The sequence below is a fragment of the Streptococcus sp. 3109 genome (assembly GCF_013276905.1).
Classification (GTDB): domain Bacteria; phylum Bacillota; class Bacilli; order Lactobacillales; family Streptococcaceae; genus Streptococcus.
Genome location: NZ_VMLY01000013.1, coordinates 1 through 17,922 on the forward strand (window position 1 = coordinate 1; position 17,922 = coordinate 17,922).

Here is a 17,922-nt window from a genome sequence, read left to right on the forward strand (position 1 = left end):
TAAATTTTATAACCTGCTTCCTCAAAGTACAACAAGAAATGAAACAGGCAAGGTTGTTGCAGGGCAAACTCATGAAGTAACTGATGTAGACATTCAGGAAAACGCCGAACCAGAGCCTAAGCCAGAGCCTAAGCCAGAACCTAAACCAGAGCCTAATCCAGAAAAATCAAATAGTATCCAGCCGGAATCAAAGAAATCAGAAGAAAAACTACCGAATACTGGTACAGAAAAAAATACGAACGTATCAACTATGGGATTACTAGCTATGGTAACAGGATTGGCATTAGGGTTATTTAAGAAAAAAGAAGAATCAGAATAACTCAATCTTTTGATTAGTTATTAGCTGAACTTATAATAACTAAATAGTGACTTCAATCAAATGTCTTAATTATTAAATTAAAATTGATGATTCTGAGCACTTCAAAAAACGCAATGTTAAAATTGAAAACATTGATTTACCAATCTTTTCCGGCTATGTATTTTGATGAACAGGTCGTTTTCAGAGGTGCTTTTGAATTATTGATTGATAAAAACTATTTTAGTGTCATTCTAGCTTCCACGATATGAGATGGAAAATCTTTTCTCCTTTTTGTGAGAGGAGATTTTTCAATTTTTATACTGAAAATAAGAGAGGGAAATATGTCAAGAATTATTACACTGCATTCTTTTACAAAAATACAGCGATATGGTTTTGAAAGTACCCAGTTTTATCGAGCGCGTATCGCAAGATATCTGGGAGTAGATTATCTCCATATTCTGACAAACCCACAAGTTAGACCTGACTGGAAGGTGGTTTTAAAAAAGCTAGGATTTTTAGAAAAAGAACTAATCTGTGTTCCTCATAGTTTTTCTGATATAGGACATGATTCCTTATCGGTTAAGCCTGAAACTCTCAATTTATCAGATAGTGATACGGTTGAACTCACTGCAGATGGTTTTGTCTCTTCTCTTACGTTAGGAGATGGCTCGGGTCGTTACTATTATACAAGTGGCCCTTTCCTTTTTGAAGATTTTAAGGCAAAAGAATTACGCTGGTTTCATAAAGATGGAAATCTAGCACTTGAAGGGCGTTTTATCAATCCATTCAAAGAACCTTCTCCTGTTTCTTTATTTTATCCTGAATATATTTTTCGAAAAGATGGAGTTATTTACTCTGAAGAAGATTTACTTGTCAAATTTTTGGTTGATATAGCTCAGGATACAGACTTAATTATTCGCGATCAACAAAGTATACCAAAGCCTAGTCTATGGAGATATATGGAAAACACGGGTAAGAATTACTATGAAGTGATTCATTCAAATGTTTCAATGAATATGTCACATGCTAATTTAAGGAAAAAAAATAAGTATCTTGTGGCTAGTGAGAAATTAACAGAATCATTACAAACAAAGGGCTATCATTCCACATTCTTAGCTCCTATGTTTTCAGAAAAGTTAGGAGAATTAAGACATATAGGCCCAATACGAGACTATTGCTTGGTGGGGCATATGGGGGAAATAAAAAATGTTGGACTAGTTATTGAAGCATTTATTGAGTTGTATAAAAAGGGTTCAAATGTTGAGATTACATTTTATGGTGGATCGGAAACAAGAATACAAGAACTTCGTAATCAGTATGATATCCCTCCCACAATCCATCTAAGAGGAGTGGTAGATAATGTTCCTTATAATCTACATCAATGCTATCTATCAGCCAGTTACACTGAATTGTTTGCAAATGCCTGTGTAGAAGCTTTGAGTCATGGCTTGCTAGCTTTGTTATCAGATGTGGACATTGCTCATCGTTTCTATGCAGAACAATCCAGTTCAATCACCTTATTTAGAACAAAGGAAGAGTTAATAGAAAAGATAGAAGAAATGGAACAAGTGGATTTTTGTAAATCAAATGCAGAAAATATCGCCCTAGCATCTCACTATTCACTAGAGAAAGTAGCTCAAATATACCGAAAATTACTAGATAGGAATTTCTAGGATGTTGGGAATTCTAGCTATCCTATTGCTCTATTTCTGCTTGATTTCCTGGATTGCCTATCGGCAAAAAGGGAGTGAGGGGGACTATTATCAGGTTAAGAAAGCTGTTCCTGTGACAGTTTTGGGCTTCTCAGTCTTTGCCACCTTGCTCAGCCCCATTTCCTTTCTGACTCTGGTGGGGAATGCCTATACAGGTAGATCCTATCTCTGGTTTGCCCAGTGCGGGATTTTTCTAGCCATTCCACTAGCTCATCGCTATTTTCTGCCCCTCTATCAAAAGGGAAACTACGAGACAGCTTATCATCTTTTAGAGGACAAGTTTCAATCTCCTAGCATTCGTTCACTGGCTTCAGGACTCTTCATCCTCTATCAGTTGGGGCGAATAGCAGTGGTGACCTACTTGTTGTCTCAGGCCTTAGCGCCCTTTATCCCTCTCAATCAGCTGGTCTTGTCAGGTCTACTCCTTCTTTTGACGGTCTATTATCTGGCAAGGGGTGGTCTCTTGGTTGTGCTGTGGACGGACTTCTTTCAGGGCTTGGTCCTGCTGGCTATATTAGCTCTCTTTCTACCAAGAATTGCCCAATCTGGTTTAGTCATGAATAGCAGTCAACAGATATTTCACTTTGCAGAGACGCTGGATGGGAAGACGGTCTTGATCTTAGTTGTAGGAGCAGGTTTTAGTAGCTTGTTTTCCTACGTTTCCTCACAGGATATTGTCCAACGTTTTAATAGCAAAATGGGGCGCCAAAAGATTGGAAAAATCTTATGGCTACAGGGACTCTTGTCCTTTGGGATTGCCAGTTTACTGTATCTGATTGGTCGCTTGATTCGTCAGGAAAATTTTGCCACCACATCGCCCAATCCTGTTCTCATTGCCTATGTTCAGGAATGTCTATCACCTTGGTTTGGCAGTTTCATCATGCTAGCTCTCTTGGCAGCAGGCCAATCCACAGTTTCATCCAGTATGAATGCAATTGTGACCTGCTTGAAGTTGGATTTTGCTTGGTCAAAGATTCGCTGGTCGCCAAGTATCCTATCCTTTGCCTTAGCAGGTTTGTCTTGGTTCCTCTGCCTCTTACTCATGAATGCAGAAATCTACTCCATCTACGAATGGATTAACGGCTTTATGGGGCTGACACTAGGCGTGATAGGTGGTTTGTATCTCTTGGTTTTACTCCTCAAAAGACCGAGTTTACAACTAGCCAAAATCTATCTGTTCTTTAGTTTAGGAGCCTTGTTTCTCTATTATTACAGTGGTTTATTTGCCAACCCCAATCCTTGGTTAAATAGCATCATCACTACCCTATCTGCCCTGTTTATCTCAATTCTAGGAAGACTATATGAAAGCACAATCTAAACCCATAGCCGTCATTTTGATCCGTTCGGGTTCACGAGGCTTAGTGGATAAAAATATCAAACCACTTGTAGGAAAACCTTTGGTTTTCTACACCATAGAAGTCGCTCTAGCCTCCAAGCTATTTAGTGATATCTGGGTTTCTTCAGACTCACTAGCCTATCTGGAACTTTGTCGTCAAGCCTATCCAGAGATTCGTTGTGTCCACAGACCAAAAGAATTGGCCTTGTCAACAACCTCTAGCTTAGAAAGCTTGCGAGACTTTTTACAGCCCTTTGAGGAAGAGCAGATCTTTGTGAATCTACAGGTGACCTCACCCTTGAGAGAGGTGGAGCACCTCGTCGAGTCCTATCACCTCTACTGTCAGTCTGGCGCCGACCATTTGATTTCCTGTGTTAAGGCGGACAAGAGTCGTAGTCTTTTCTTGCAGTTAGAGGAGTCACCTTTTATCCGTCCGCCTCAGGTGTCCAAGCACTATGCTCGGCAGAAAGAGCCTGTCTATTACTATCCCAACGGTAGTATCTGGATTTCTCGCAAGGATCGTTACCTACGAGATGAGACCTTTTACACAGATAAGACAGTAGCCTATGAAATGCCTAAACTCTATTCTTATGATATCGACGATGCCTTGGATTTTGAAGTCGTTGAGACCTTGCTACAACATCACCACCTAGGAGAATCAAAGAGATGAAACACCTCATCATTGCTACAACGCCCTTACAGGCTAAAATTGCCCATCATATCAAGGGATTTTATCCTGATCAGGACTTTGTCAGTCTTTATGTCAGTTCTGTCAAAAATGCCCGTCAGGAGCATTATGCTAAGGATTTTGACCATGTTTACTATCCTCAGAACGTAGAGGACTTGACTCAGATTTGTCAGGAACTGGCGGGAGACTATGACACTATCTTTTATGCTAGTTTTGACAATAGCTTGATTCTGGACTTGGTTGCTAGTTCCTCCTACCAGCATCTCATGAGTTTTGATGATGGCTATGCGGATATTTACCCCTTGGGCATGTATGCTTGCCCTCTCCATCCTAGTCAGGTAGGCTCTTTGGGCTTGACCAGAGATGACTTGATTGAGCGGACGGAAAAGCACTATACCCTCTATCGCAGTGACTACCATATCGTAGCTAGAGAAAAGCTTGTTTATCTGGAGCATTTTTTTGACCTGCCACAAGCACCCGTCTCAAATGGTAAGACGGTCAAGGTCCTGCTGGGACAAAAGTTCTCTGAGGAGGATGACCAAATCTCCATCCGTTTTATCAGTACCTATGCTAAGGCTTTGGCAATTGACCTCTATCTCCCCCATCCCAAGGAAACCTTCCATATTCCAGATGTAACTTACTTGGCTACAGCTTTAATCTTTGAAGATGTCCTAGCCCATCTTTTTCAAGAATACGAGTTTGTTCAGGTCTACCATTTTACTTCATCAGTCAGTCTCCACTTACAAGACCTGCCTCATGTGACTATCATAGGCATTTCCCTCCCCTACTATGAGGCCCGTCAAAATGAATTACGCCGATTGGGTTGTCAGTTTGAAACGATTCCACTTGGCTGGTAACTTAAAGTAAATAACTTGCACCCCTTATTCTAATATTTTCCCATTTTAATAGTAGTCGATAAGTTCCCTTGGGTCACTTGTTTTCTCCCGTTTTAGAGTGACTCAGGGGGCTTTTTTTGATATAATAAAAAGGACTGTTATCAGTTAGAAAGAGGTTGGTATGAAAGAATTACAAACTGTACTAAAGAACCATTTTGCAATCGAATTTGCAGACAAAAACTTACTGGAGACTGCCTTTACTCATACGAGTTATGCCAATGAGCACCGCCTCTTAAAAATTTCACACAATGAGCGCTTGGAATTTTTAGGAGACGCTGTTCTACAGTTATTGATTTCAGAATATCTGTATAAAAAATATCCTAAAAAGCCTGAAGGCGATTTGTCCAAACTCCGTGCCATGATTGTTCGCGAGGAGAGTTTGGCTGGATTTGCGCGTGATTGCCAGTTTGATCAGTTTATCAAACTTGGTAAAGGGGAAGAAAAGTCTGGTGGGCGCAATCGTGATACCATTCTTGGTGATGCCTTTGAAGCCTTTCTTGGTGCCCTCCTTTTGGACAAGGATGTGGCCAAGGTTAAGGAATTTATCTATCAAGTCATGATTCCTAAGGTTGAAGCAGGCGAATTTGAGATGATTACAGACTACAAAACCCATCTCCAAGAGTTACTTCAGGTAAATGGCGATGTGGCTATTCGTTATCAGGTGATTTCTGAAACGGGTCCTGCCCACGATAAGGTCTTTGATGTAGAAGTTCTGGTTGAAGGTAAGAGTATTGGTCAAGGTCAAGGTCGTTCTAAGAAACTAGCAGAGCAGGAAGCTGCCAAAAATGCCGTTGAGAAAGGGCTGGATTCATGTATTTAAAGGAAATTGAAATTCAGGGATTCAAGTCTTTTGCTGACAAGACCAAGGTCGTCTTTGACCAAGGTGTGACGGCAGTCGTTGGACCCAATGGATCTGGAAAGTCCAATATTACAGAAAGTCTGCGTTGGGCCTTGGGGGAGTCTAGTGTCAAGAGTCTCCGTGGTGGCAAGATGCCAGATGTCATCTTTGCTGGTACCGAAAGTCGCAAACCGCTCAATTATGCTTCTGTAGTTGTGACTCTGGATAATCATGACGGATTTATCAAGGACGCAGGTCAAGAAATTAGGGTGGAACGCCATATCTATCGTAGTGGAGATAGCGAATACAAGATTGACGGCAAGAAAGTCCGTCTGCGTGATATTCATGACCTTTTCTTGGATACTGGTTTGGGACGAGATTCCTTCTCTATCATTTCCCAAGGGAAGGTTGAGGAGATTTTTAATTCCAAGCCTGAGGAACGTCGTGCCATTTTCGAAGAAGCTGCTGGAGTTTTGAAATACAAGACTCGCAGAAAAGAAACGGAGAGTAAACTGCAACAAACTCAGGATAATTTAGACCGCTTAGAGGACATTATCTACGAGTTGGATAATCAAATCAAACCTCTTGAGAAGCAAGCTGAAAATGCCCGTAAGTTTTTAAACTTGGAAGGCCAACGCAAGGCTATTTATTTAGACGTGCTGGTTGCTCAAATCAAGGAAAATAAGGCTGAACTAGATTCGACAGAAGAAGAGTTGACTCAGGTTCAGGAACTTTTGACAAGCTACTACCAAAAGCGTGAAAAATTAGAAGAAGAAAATCAGAATCTCAAGAAGCAACGCCAAGATTTACAGGCTGAAATGGCTAAAGACCAAGGCAGTTTGATGGATTTGACCAGTCTGATTAGTGATTTAGAGAGAAAATTAGCCCTATCGAAATTAGAATCTGAGCAAGTAGCCCTGAATCAACAGGAGGCACAAGCCCGTTTGGCTACTTTGGAGGAGAAGAAAAGTTCACTCAGCCAAGAAAAATCTGATAAAGAAAGCTCTTTAACTCTGTTAGAGGAAAATCTAGTCCAAAATAATCAAAAACTCAATCGTTTAGAAGCTGAATTGCTAGCTTTTTCAGATGATCCTGATCAAATGATTGAGCTCTTACGCGAACGCTTTGTAGCTCTTTTACAAGAAGAAGCAGATGTCTCAAACCAGCTGACCCGTATCGAAAACGAGTTGGAAAATAGTCGTCAGCTTTCTCAAAAACAAGCAGATCAACTACAAAAGCTGAAAGAACAACTGGCTACAGCTAAAGAGAAGGCTAGTCAGCAAAAGGCTGAGCTTGAAACTGCCAAGGAGCAGGTTCAAAAATTATTGGCCGACTACCAAGCTATTGCCAAGGAGCAAGAGGAGCAGAAAACTTCCTATCAAGCTCAACAAAGTCAACTCTTTGACCGTCTGGACAGTCTTAAAAACAAGCAGGCTAGAGCTCAAAGTTTGGAAAACATCCTGAGAAATCATAGTAACTTTTATGCAGGTGTCAAGAGTGTTCTCCAAGAAAAAGCTCGCCTTGGTGGAATTATTGGTGCTGTTAGTGAGCATCTGACCTTTGATGTGCATTATCAAACTGCCCTGGAGATTGCGCTTGGAGCCAGCAGTCAGCATATCATCGTAGAAGATGAGAACGCAGCTACTAAGGCTATTGATTTCCTCAAACGGAACAGAGCCGGCCGTGCAACCTTCCTTCCTTTGACAACGATCAAGGCGCGTACGATTTCTAGTCAGAACCAAGATACTATCGCATCAAGTTCAGGCTTCCTTGGTATGGCTGATGAGTTAGTTACTTTCGATACTAGACTGGAAGCTATTTTCAAGAACTTGCTAGCTACGACAGCCATCTTTGATACCGTAGAACATGCGCGTGCAGCAGCTCGCCAAGTTCGTTACCAGGTTCGTATGGTGACACTGGACGGGACAGAGTTGCGCACAGGTGGTTCCTATGCAGGTGGAGCTAATCGCCAGAATAACAGCATTTTCATCAAGCCAGAACTGGAGCAATTACAAAAAGAAATTGCTGAAGAAGAAGCAAGTCTTCGTTCAGAAGAGGCGACTTTGAAGACCTTGCAAGACAAGATGGCTAGATTGACCGAATCATTAGAAGCCATCAAATCTCAAGGAGAACAGGCACGTATTCAGGAGCAGGGCTTGTCCCTTGCTTATCAGCAAACTAGTCAGCAAGTTGAAGAACTGGAAACTCTTTGGAAACTCCAAGAAGAGGAATTAAATCGTCTTTCTGAGGGAGATTGGAAAGCGGATAAGGAAAAATGCCAAGCACGCCTTGCTACTATCGCCAGTGATAAGCAAAATCTGGAAGCTGAGATTGAAGAAATTAAGTCTAACAAAAACGCCATTCAAGAACGTTATCAAAACTTGCAGGAAGAGGTAGCGCAAGCACGCTTGCTTAAGACAGAACTGCAAGGACAAAAACGTTATGAAGTAGCTGATATTGAGCGTTTAGGCAAGGAATTGGACAATCTGAATATCGAACAAGAGGAAATTCAGCGCCTTCTACAAGAAAAAGTTGACAATCTTGAGAAAGTTGATACAGAGCTTCTAGCTCAGCAGGCTGAAGAAGCCAAAACTCAGAAAACAAATCTCCAACAAGGTTTGATTCGCAAGCAGTTTGAGTTGGATGATATAGAAGGTCAACTGGATGATATTGCCAGTCATTTGGATCAGGCTCGCCAGCAGAATGAGGAGTGGATTCGCAAGCAAACACGTGCTGAAGCCAAGAAAGAAAAGGTCAGCGAGCGCTTACGCCATTTACAAAGCCAATTAACAGACCAGTATCAGATTAGCTATACTGAAGCACTAGAAAAGGCACATGAATTGGAAAACCTCAATATGGCAGAGCAAGAGGTGCAGGATTTAGAGAAGGCTATTCGCTCACTGGGTCCTGTCAATTTGGAAGCTATTGACCAGTACGAAGAAGTTCACAGCCGTCTGGATTTCCTCAATAGCCAGCGAGATGACATTTTGTCAGCGAAAAATCTGCTCCTTGAGACAATTACAGAGATGAATGATGAGGTCAAAGACCGCTTTAAATCAACCTTTGAGGCTATTCGTGAGTCCTTTAAAGTGACCTTCAAGCAGATGTTTGGTGGAGGTCAGGCAGACTTAATCTTGACTGAAGGAGATCTGCTGACAGCTGGGGTTGAGATTTCTGTTCAACCTCCAGGTAAGAAAATCCAGTCGCTTAATCTGATGAGTGGTGGTGAAAAAGCATTATCAGCTCTTGCTTTGCTTTTTTCTATCATTCGAGTTAAGACTATCCCATTTGTCATCTTGGATGAGGTGGAAGCTGCGCTGGATGAAGCTAATGTAAAACGTTTTGGGGATTACCTCAATCGATTTGACAAGGATAGCCAGTTTATCGTCGTAACCCACCGTAAGGGAACTATGGCAGCGGCTGATTCCATCTATGGAGTGACCATGCAAGAATCAGGTGTTTCAAAAATTGTTTCGGTGAAGTTAAAAGATTTAGAAAGTATTGAAGGATGACAATTAAACTAGTAGCAACAGATATGGATGGAACCTTCCTAGATGGGAATGGGCGCTTTGATATGGATCGCCTCAAGTCTCTCTTGGTTTCCTACAAGGAAAAAGGGATTTACTTTGCAGTAGCTTCAGGGCGCGGATTTCTGTCTCTAGAAAAATTATTTGCTGATGTTCGCGATGACATTATTTTCATCGCGGAAAATGGCAGTTTAGTAGAGTATCAAGGTCAGGACTTGTATGAAGCGACTATGTCTCGTGACTTTTATCTATCAACTTTTGAAAGGCTGAAAACGTCACCTTATGTAGATATCAATAAACTGCTCTTGACGGGAAAAAAGGGAGCTTATGTTCTAGATACGGTTGATGAGACCTATTTAAAAGTGAGTCAGCACTATAATGAAAATATTCAAAAAGTAGCGAATTTGGAAGCTATCACAGATGACATTTTCAAATTTACAACCAACTTCACAGAAGAAACGCTAGAAGCTGGGGAAGCTTGGGTCAATGAACATGTCCCTGGTGTCAAGGCTATGACAACTGGCTTTGAATCCATTGATATTGTTCTGGACTATGTCGATAAGGGAGTGGCTATTGTTGAATTAGCTAAAAAACTTGGTATCACGATGGATCAGGTTATGGCTTTTGGAGACAATCTAAATGATTTGCATATGATGCAGGTTGTGGGACATCCTGTAGCTCCTGAAAATGCACGACCTGAAATTTTAGAATTAGCAAAGACTGTGATTGGTCACCATAAGGACCGGTCGGTTATAGCTTATATGGAGGGCTTATAATGGCAGATATAAAATTGATTGCATTGGATTTGGACGGGACCTTGCTGACTACTGATAAAAGGCTGACGGATCGCACCAAGGCAACCTTGAAAGCTGCGCGTGATCGTGGTATCAAGGTCGTATTGACAACTGGTCGTCCCTTAAAAGCCATGGACTTCTTTCTCCATGAGTTAGGGACTGACGGCCACGAAGATGAATATACGATTACTTTTAATGGTGGATTAGTTCAGAAAAATACAGGTGAAATCCTTGATAAAACAGTCTTTTCATATGATGATGTGGCACGCTTGTATGAGGAAACAGAGAAATTATCACTGCCTCTTGATGCCATCTCAGAAGGAACTGTTTATCAAATCCAATCGGACCAAGAAAGTCTGTATGCCAAATTCAATCCAGCATTGACCTTTGTTCCAGTTGACTTTGAAGATCTGTCTAGTCAAATGACTTACAATAAATGCGTGACTGCCTTTGCTCAAGAACCCTTGGATGCAGCCATTCAGAAGATTTCTCCAGAATTGTTTGACCAATATGAAATCTTTAAATCACGTGAAATGTTGCTAGAGTGGTCACCAAAGAATGTTCATAAAGCAACAGGCTTGGCAAAACTAATCAGCCATCTTGGAATCGACCAAAGCCAAGTGATGGCTTGTGGTGACGAGGCCAATGACCTTTCTATGATTGAATGGGCAGGGCTCGGTGTTGCCATGCAAAACGCTGTTCCTGAAGTAAAGGCAGCCGCAAATGTAGTGACGCCGATGACCAACGATGAGGAAGCTGTCGCCTGGGCTATCGAAGAATATGTGCTAAAGGAGAACTAAGATATGGGATTGTTTGACCGTCTATTCGGAAAAAAAGAAGAACCTAAAATCGAAGAAGTTGTAAAAGAAGCTCTGGAAAATCTTGATTTGTCTGAAGATGTTGAGTCTTCTCTTACAGAAGCTGAGGAACTTCCTCAAGAAGAAGCAGAGGTTGAAAGTTCTGAAGAATCTTTGCTCGAAGAAGAGGATAATCAAGAGACAGTTGAAGAGAGTCAGAATTCAGAGCCAGTTGTAGAAGTTTCTCAAGAAGAAGTCGAAGAATTGCTAAACTCAGAAGAAGTCCCAGAGGAAGAGAATACTGAGCTCCTAGAAACTGTAGAAGAAAATAATTCTGAAATTCTTGAAGCAGAAACGCCTCAAGCAGAAGAAACTGTTCAGGAAAAATATGACCGCAGTCTTAAGAAAACTCGTACAGGCTTCGGAGCTCGCTTGAACGCCTTCTTTGCTAATTTCCGCTCTGTTGACGAAGAATTTTTCGAGGAACTGGAAGAATTACTGATCATGAGTGACGTTGGTGTACAGGTGGCTTCCAACTTAACTGAGGAGCTACGCTACGAAGCCAAGCTTGAAAACGCCAAGAAACCTGATGCACTGCGCCGTGTCATCATTGAGAAATTGGTTGAGCTTTATGAAAAGGATGGCAACTACGATGAAAATATCCACTTCCAAGATGGCTTGACAGTCATGCTCTTTGTTGGTGTTAATGGTGTTGGGAAAACAACCTCTATCGGAAAACTAGCCCACCGCTACAAACAAGCAGGTAAGAAGGTTATGCTAGTTGCGGCAGATACTTTCCGTGCAGGTGCAGTTGCACAGCTAGCTGAATGGGGCCGTCGTGTTGACGTTCCAGTTGTAACTGGACCTGAAAAAGCTGACCCAGCCAGTGTGGTCTTTGATGGCATGGAACGTGCCGTGGCTGAAGGTATCGATATTCTCATGATTGATACAGCAGGTCGTCTGCAAAACAAGGACAACCTCATGGCTGAGTTGGAGAAGATTGGTCGTATCATCAAACGTGTTGTGCCAGAAGCTCCGCATGAAACCTTCTTGGCACTTGATGCATCAACAGGTCAAAACGCTCTTGTACAGGCCAAAGAATTTTCAAAAATCACGCCATTAACTGGAATTGTCTTGACTAAGATTGATGGAACTGCTCGAGGTGGTGTGGTTCTAGCCATCCGTGAAGAACTCAATATTCCTGTAAAATTGATTGGTTTTGGTGAAAAAATCGATGATATTGGAGAGTTTAACTCAGAAAACTTTATGAAGGGTCTCTTGGAAGGCTTAATCTAATCAGAAGCAAAAATCCTGCAAGGTACAAACTTGCAGGATTTTTTTTATTCTAAACGACCATCTTGACGATAAGCGATATCTGGTTGCCAAGTCCATTTGGCACCGAATTTTTCAAGTAGGTCAAAGCTGGCTTGAGGTCCCATGCTTCCAGCTTTATAGTCATGAAGTGGGGCACCATTTTCAGCCCAGAGCTCTTCGATACGGTCAATCAATTTCCATGATGCACCAACCTCATCCCAGTGGCTAAAGTTAGTTGAGTTGTTATTTAGGACATCATAAATCAATTTTTCGTATGGTTCTGGAGAAGCACCAGTTGCGGTCGCATCTGTACGGTAATCCAGTGAGTTAGGAGCCAAGTTAAATTCTTCTCCTACTTGCTTCCCATTTAGACTGAGAGAGAAGCCTTCTGTGGGTTGGATATAGATGGTCAAAATGTTTGGAGCAAGTGGCTCACCAAAGATAGAATCCATTTGTTTAAAGACGATGTTGACATGAGTGCCTTTTTCAGTCAGACGTTTACCAGTACGGAAGAAGAAAGGAACACCACGGAATCGATCGCTGTCTACAAAGAAAGCACCAGATGCAAAGGTTTCAGTTGTTGATTCTGGATTCACATTTGGCTCGCTACGATAAGAGATGTATTTCATGCCATCAATCTTACCAGAACGGTATTGACCACGGATAAAGTGTTCTTTAAGCTCTTCATCCGTTGGATGATAGAGGTTTTTAAAGACCTTAATCTTCTCAGCACGAATCTCGTCTTTTGTGAAGCTGGCTGGTTTGTCCATAGCAAGGAGCGAAAGAAGTTGTAGAGTATGGTTTTGTACCATGTCGCGGAGGGCACCAGATTGGTCATAGTAGCCACCACGTTCTTCTACACCCAAGCGCTCCGCAAAGGTAATTTGAACATTGTCGATAAAGTCCTTGTTCCAAACGTTTTCAAAAATCAAGTTTGCAAAGCGGACTGCAAAGATGCTTTGGATCATTTCCTTACCAAGATAATGGTCAATACGGAAAATTTGTTCTTCGTCAAATGTTGCTAGGAGCTCGTCATTCAACTTGCTTGCAGTTGCGTAATCTGTACCAAATGGTTTTTCAACGATTAAACGTTCAAAACCTTTTCCATCTACGATATTTTCAGACTTGAGGTGCTTAGCAATGGTTCCAAAGAATTGAGGAGCCATAGACAAGAAGAAGAGCTTGTTGTGTTCAGCTTGGTACTTGTCATTTAGTTCAGCCTGCAATTGACGTAGAGCAATATAGTGTTCTGTATCATTGACATCATGGCTTTGATAGTAGAAGTGACTAGCGAACTCCTGAGCTTGTTCGGTACTATCTGCCAAATCAAGGATCGATTCGACTACAACAGATTCAAAATATTCCTTGCTCCAAGGACGACGGGCAGTTCCAATAACGGCAAAATGTTTGGAAAGATTACCGGATTTATATAGTCTAAAAAGGGAAGGGTAGAGCTTGCGTTTAGCCAGGTCTCCACTCGCACCGAAAATTGTAACAATAACCTTAGATGACATCTAGCTACCTAATTTCTATTTTTATTCCTAGTTTTGCTAGGTATGAGGAAACCTCATTTCATAAACTTAATTCTAACATAATTTTCCGAAAAATCAAAAATTCCAATACGAGATAGAAAAAAACTGCAAGGAAATCCTTACAGTTTGCGTTTAGACGTTTAAGACCTTGTCCAAGAAATCTTTCAGACGAGGGTGCTGAGGGTTATCAAAGATTTGGTCAGGTGTCCCATCTTCTAGGAACTCACCATCTGCAGTAAAGATAACACGGTTGGCAACCTGACGGGCAAATCCCATCTCATGGGTTACGATAATCATGGTCATACCTTGTTTAGCCAATTCCTTCATAACGTTTAGTACGTCTCCGACCATCTCAGGGTCAAGGGCAGAAGTTGGTTCATCAAAGAGCATGATGTCTGGATTCATTGCAAGTCCACGAGCGATGGCTACACGTTGTTTTTGACCACCTGACAGGCTATCTGGACAGGCCTTAGCCTTATCTGCTAGTCCAACCTTTTCAAGCAACTCCATTCCCAATTTTTCAGCTTCTTCCTTAGTCATCAACTTGTGCTCAATAGGAGCAAAGGTAATGTTGTCCAATACAGACATATGTGGGAAGAGGTTGAAGTGTTGGAAAACCATTCCGATATTTTCACGGACGTGGTCAACGTTGGTTGTTTTTTCAGTTAAGTCATAACCGTTCACAGTGATGTGACCGCTCGTAACTTCTTCCAAAAGATTTAGGCTACGAAGGAAAGTTGACTTACCAGAACCCGAAGGACCAATGATACAAACAACATCTCCTTCATAGAACTTGGTCGTAATTCCTTTTAAAACTTCATTTTTTCCGTAGCTTTTGTGTAAATCATTTACATCAATTTTTAATTTTGCCATTAACGAATCCTCTTTTCTAAGCGTTTCGCTAGTTTAGTCAAAAGCGTGATAATTACAAGATAGAAGATAGCAAGGATTGCATACATCTTGAAACTTTGGTAGTTACGGGCAATGATAATCTTACCAGTTTGGAAGAGTTCCACCAAACCGATAGCAGATACGATGGTTGTATCTTTAAGTGCGATAACGAATTGGTTAACAAAGTTTGGCAACATCAATTTAGTTGCTTGTGGCAAGATAATCTTACGCATGGTTTTTCCATAAGAGATCCCCAAGCTTCGGCTGGCTTCCATTTGACCAACCGGAACAGCCTGAATACCACCACGAACGATCTCAGCGATATAAGCAGCCGCATTGAGTGAGAGGGCGATAGTACCAGCTACGAAGTCGTTAATTGGACTTTGTTGGCCTGTGATAGACTCAATGAAGTTTGGAATTCCCCAGAAGATGAAGGCTGCAAGAATCATCAATGGAATACCACGGATAACGTCAACGAAAATTTCAGAAATCACACGAAGAGATTTGTAGGGGCTAACGCTAAACATACCAAAGATAATCCCGATGACAATGGCAATAGCAAATGAGATAAGAGCTAGAGCAAGAGTGATACCAAGCCCGCTAAGAAGTTGTTTGTAGTTGTTTTGAAGCAAACCCCAGATAGTTGTTTCGTCAACAGTACTTGTTGAAGCAGTTGATGATTCGCTAGCTAGATATTTATCAAGAATTTTTTGGAATTCTCCGTTTGCTTTAAGGTTTGCAAGTCCGTTGTTGAACATTTCAATCAATTCTGGATTTGCTCCTTTTTTAACGGCAAAGGCAGTTTCACCGATTGGAGTTCCAGCGATTGGAGTTTTCAATTTTTGACCTTGGCTGATAGAATATTTGAGAACAGGTTCATCATCCATAACGGCATCAATGGCACCAGTATTTAAACTGTCATACATTGACGAACCATCAGCGAAGGTTTTGATTTTGTAGCCGTATTTGCTTTGATTTTCTGTTAGGAAGGTTTGAGAAGCGGTTCCGTTTTTAACACCAACTGTCTTCCCTTTCAAGTCTTCATAAGAAGCAATGGTACTTGCTTCTTTGACACCAAGGATAGTATTGGCAGTGTAGTAGGATTCTGAGAAGTCAAAAGTTGCCTTACGAGCATCTGTGACAGACATACCAGCAATGATACCATCAGCTTGTCCAGCTTGAACAGCACTGATAGCGGCATCAAAACCAGGGTTGGTGATTTCAATTTCAAAACCTTGATCTTTAGCGATTGCCTTAATCAATTCCATATCAATACCAGTAAATTGGTTGCTTGAATTTTGGAAAACAAAAGGTGCAAAAGAAGAATCGCTGGCAATGATATATTTAGCTTTAACAGGAATGGCTTTTAAGCCTGCTAGAGTAGTTGTAGTTGGCACTGCTGAAGATGATGAAGCAGTCCATTTCTTGATGATTTTATCAAGACTACCATCTTTTTTCATTTCAGCCAAGGCTTGGTTAAATTCAGTAACCAGGTGCTCGTATTTGCTTCCTTTTTTAACACCGAAAGCAAAACTTCCTACAGCTTCCCCATCCATTTCAATATGGAGGTCTTGACCTTGGTTAATGGCATACTCGATAACAGGTTTGTCATCCATCATGGCATCGATGGCACCAGCACTCAAGCTGTTGTTCATCAAATCACTAGTGTCAAATGTTTTAATAGTAAAGCCGTATTTATCTTTGATTGTTTCAAGAAAACGTTGAGCAGCAGTTCCATTTTTAACACCAACAGTTTTACCAGACAATTGGTCGTACTTGCTAATCTTGTGTGCCTTTGTAGTTGCAATGACAACTTTTGTATCATAGTAAGTATCAGACATGGTGAAGACTTTTTCACGTTCTTTAGTCTTTGTCATCCCTGCCATGATAGCGTCAGCTTGACCAGCTTGAACCGCATTGACCGCTGCGTCAAATCCAGGATAGGTCATCTGAATGTTCCATCCTTTAATCTCAGCGACTTTGTTAATAATGTCAACATCAATTCCTTTATAAGTTTGATCTGAATCTTTAAACTCAAAAGGTGCATAGGCGGTATCAGAAACAATCTTAATCGTTTCAGCTTTTGCAATACCTAATGAGAAAATTGGGAATAAAATTAGCAAAAATGCTAGAAATTTTTTCTTCATTTTTAGTCTCCTTTTCCGAATATTTTCCCATTATATCAGAAAAAGTAAAAAAAGGCAAATTTTTATATTTCTGTGTTAGAAAATATAACATCCATAATTCTTGTTTTGTCTTGAATCACACAACAGAAGTGCTATAATAAAGGTATATCATATAGTAAAAGAGGATAAAGTTATGAAAGACAAAAGAATCTTAAAAGACTTTGAAACTTCTAAAATGAGTTTAAACATTTACACAAGCCCCTTGTTAGCTTTATTTTTCGTCTATATATCTGAGTTCATATCTTCTCTATTTTTTGGCCTTAGTTTTTTAGCATTGATCGGGCTATTTAGCAATCTTGGTATGGGTGGTCAAAGAATTGCAGATTTCCTTCAAATGTTATTTCAGAATTTATCTGATAAATCAAGTGCCATCCATTTGATATTTGAATTACTGTCCTTTGGTTTTATCATCTTAACTGTGTTTAGATGGACTAGAAAAGTAGAGAAAAGACCGATTCGAACCTTGGGATTCTATAAAGAAAATTTTTTAAGTGCCTTATTTAAAGGATACGGTCTTGGTCTATCCCTCTTTATACTTGCTTTGGCTGGACTAGTAGTGTTGGGGCAGTATCAATTTGATTCCATTCACTTGGATACTTATTCGCTAGCTTTTACTTTATTTACAATACCTTTTTGGATTTTACAGGGAACGGCAGAAGAATTGGTTACTCGTGCTTGGTTGATTCCACAATTGGCTAAGAGAACCAATCTTAAAGTCGCTATTATCATATCTAGTAGTCTCTTTACCTTACTTCATTTAGGAAATTCAGGCATAACCTTCTTATCTGCAATTGATCTCTTTTTATTTGGGGTTGCCATGTCTCTATATCTTCTTAAAACAGATACTATATGGGGTATAGGTGGTATTCATGGAGCTTGGAATTTCGCACAGGGAAACCTCTTTGGAGTATTAGTTAGTGGTCAGTCTTCAGGAACATCAATCATGAAATTTACTCCACAAGGCAATCAAGACTGGCTATCTGGTGGGTCTTTTGGTATTGAGGGTTCCATCGTGTCCAGTATTATTTTGTTTCTGCTGATTCTTTATCTCGCTTATCAATTAAAGAAAGAAAATGAAAGGATGTGACTTCGGTCCGTCCTTTTCTTCGTGAA

Annotated in this window: 14 protein-coding genes; 11 read left to right on the top strand and 3 right to left on the bottom strand. The window is 40.8% G+C overall.

Features of this window, described 5'->3' with window-relative positions; all coding sequences use genetic code 11:
- From HT698_RS07060 to ftsY, 10 genes are all read left to right on the top strand, one after another.
- Positions 1 to 319 (top strand): LPXTG cell wall anchor domain-containing protein (locus HT698_RS07060; protein WP_173264392.1); only part of this gene is annotated, 319 nt, incomplete at its 5' end.
- A 320-nt stretch (positions 320 to 639) separates the two neighbouring features.
- Entirely contained in the window at positions 640 to 1,971 is a 1,332-nt protein-coding gene (locus tag HT698_RS07065) for a glycosyltransferase (RefSeq protein WP_173217814.1), read from the top strand.
- 1 nt (position 1,972) lies between these two features.
- Positions 1,973 to 3,328, top strand: a complete 1,356-nt coding sequence (locus HT698_RS07070; protein ID WP_173217816.1) for a sodium:solute symporter — start codon at positions 1,973 to 1,975, stop codon at positions 3,326 to 3,328.
- A complete protein-coding gene (locus HT698_RS07075; protein WP_112443763.1) occupies positions 3,312 to 4,016 on the top strand; it encodes an acylneuraminate cytidylyltransferase family protein in 705 nt (234 codons plus the stop codon). Before HT698_RS07070 ends, HT698_RS07075 begins: the two co-directional genes overlap by 17 nt.
- On the top strand, positions 4,013 to 4,891 hold the full coding sequence (locus tag HT698_RS07080; protein ID WP_173217818.1) for a glycosyltransferase family 52: 879 nt from the start codon (positions 4,013 to 4,015) through the stop codon (positions 4,889 to 4,891). Before HT698_RS07075 ends, HT698_RS07080 begins: the two co-directional genes overlap by 4 nt.
- A gap of 160 nt (positions 4,892 to 5,051) precedes the next feature.
- Complete coding sequence (gene rnc / locus HT698_RS07085) at positions 5,052 to 5,750, top strand: ribonuclease III (RefSeq protein ID WP_000661487.1); 699 nt, start codon at positions 5,052 to 5,054, stop codon at positions 5,748 to 5,750.
- Positions 5,741 to 9,280, top strand: a complete 3,540-nt coding sequence (smc, locus tag HT698_RS07090) for a chromosome segregation protein SMC (protein ID WP_173217820.1) — start codon at positions 5,741 to 5,743, stop codon at positions 9,278 to 9,280. The genes rnc and smc overlap by 10 nt, the downstream gene beginning before the upstream one ends.
- Positions 9,277 to 10,071: an HAD family hydrolase gene (locus HT698_RS07095; protein WP_173217822.1), complete on the top strand. Its 795-nt coding sequence runs from the start codon at positions 9,277 to 9,279 to the stop codon at positions 10,069 to 10,071. Before smc ends, HT698_RS07095 begins: the two co-directional genes overlap by 4 nt.
- Complete coding sequence (locus HT698_RS07100; protein ID WP_050102488.1) at positions 10,071 to 10,889, top strand: Cof-type HAD-IIB family hydrolase; 819 nt, start codon at positions 10,071 to 10,073, stop codon at positions 10,887 to 10,889. The genes HT698_RS07095 and HT698_RS07100 overlap by 1 nt, the downstream gene beginning before the upstream one ends.
- Before the next feature lie 3 nt (positions 10,890 to 10,892).
- The gene (gene ftsY, locus HT698_RS07105; protein ID WP_173217824.1) at positions 10,893 to 12,182 is read left to right on the top strand and encodes a signal recognition particle-docking protein FtsY; all 1,290 of its coding nucleotides are present in this window, start codon (positions 10,893 to 10,895) and stop codon (positions 12,180 to 12,182) included.
- A 44-nt stretch (positions 12,183 to 12,226) separates the two neighbouring features.
- Here ftsY and zwf read toward each other — a convergent pair whose 3' ends face one another.
- The 3 genes from zwf to HT698_RS07120 all read right to left on the bottom strand — a co-directional run bounded on the left by zwf (position 12,227) and on the right by HT698_RS07120 (position 16,770).
- Positions 12,227 to 13,714, bottom strand: a complete 1,488-nt coding sequence (zwf, locus tag HT698_RS07110; protein WP_000096150.1) for a glucose-6-phosphate dehydrogenase — start codon at positions 13,712 to 13,714, stop codon at positions 12,227 to 12,229.
- A gap of 150 nt (positions 13,715 to 13,864) precedes the next feature.
- Complete coding sequence (locus HT698_RS07115) at positions 13,865 to 14,605, bottom strand: amino acid ABC transporter ATP-binding protein (protein WP_172923525.1); 741 nt, start codon at positions 14,603 to 14,605, stop codon at positions 13,865 to 13,867.
- Entirely contained in the window at positions 14,605 to 16,770 is a 2,166-nt protein-coding gene (locus HT698_RS07120) for an ABC transporter substrate-binding protein/permease (RefSeq protein ID WP_173217826.1), read from the bottom strand. Before HT698_RS07120 ends, HT698_RS07115 begins: the two co-directional genes overlap by 1 nt.
- Positions 16,771 to 16,942: 172 nt before the next feature.
- Here HT698_RS07120 and HT698_RS07125 point away from each other — a divergent pair, with 172 nt between their 5' ends.
- Positions 16,943 to 17,896 carry a type II CAAX endopeptidase family protein gene (locus tag HT698_RS07125; RefSeq protein WP_173217828.1) on the top strand — a complete coding sequence of 318 codons (954 nt, stop codon included), beginning with the start codon at positions 16,943 to 16,945 and terminating at the stop codon, positions 17,894 to 17,896.
- The last annotated feature ends 26 nt before the right edge of the window (positions 17,897 to 17,922 follow it).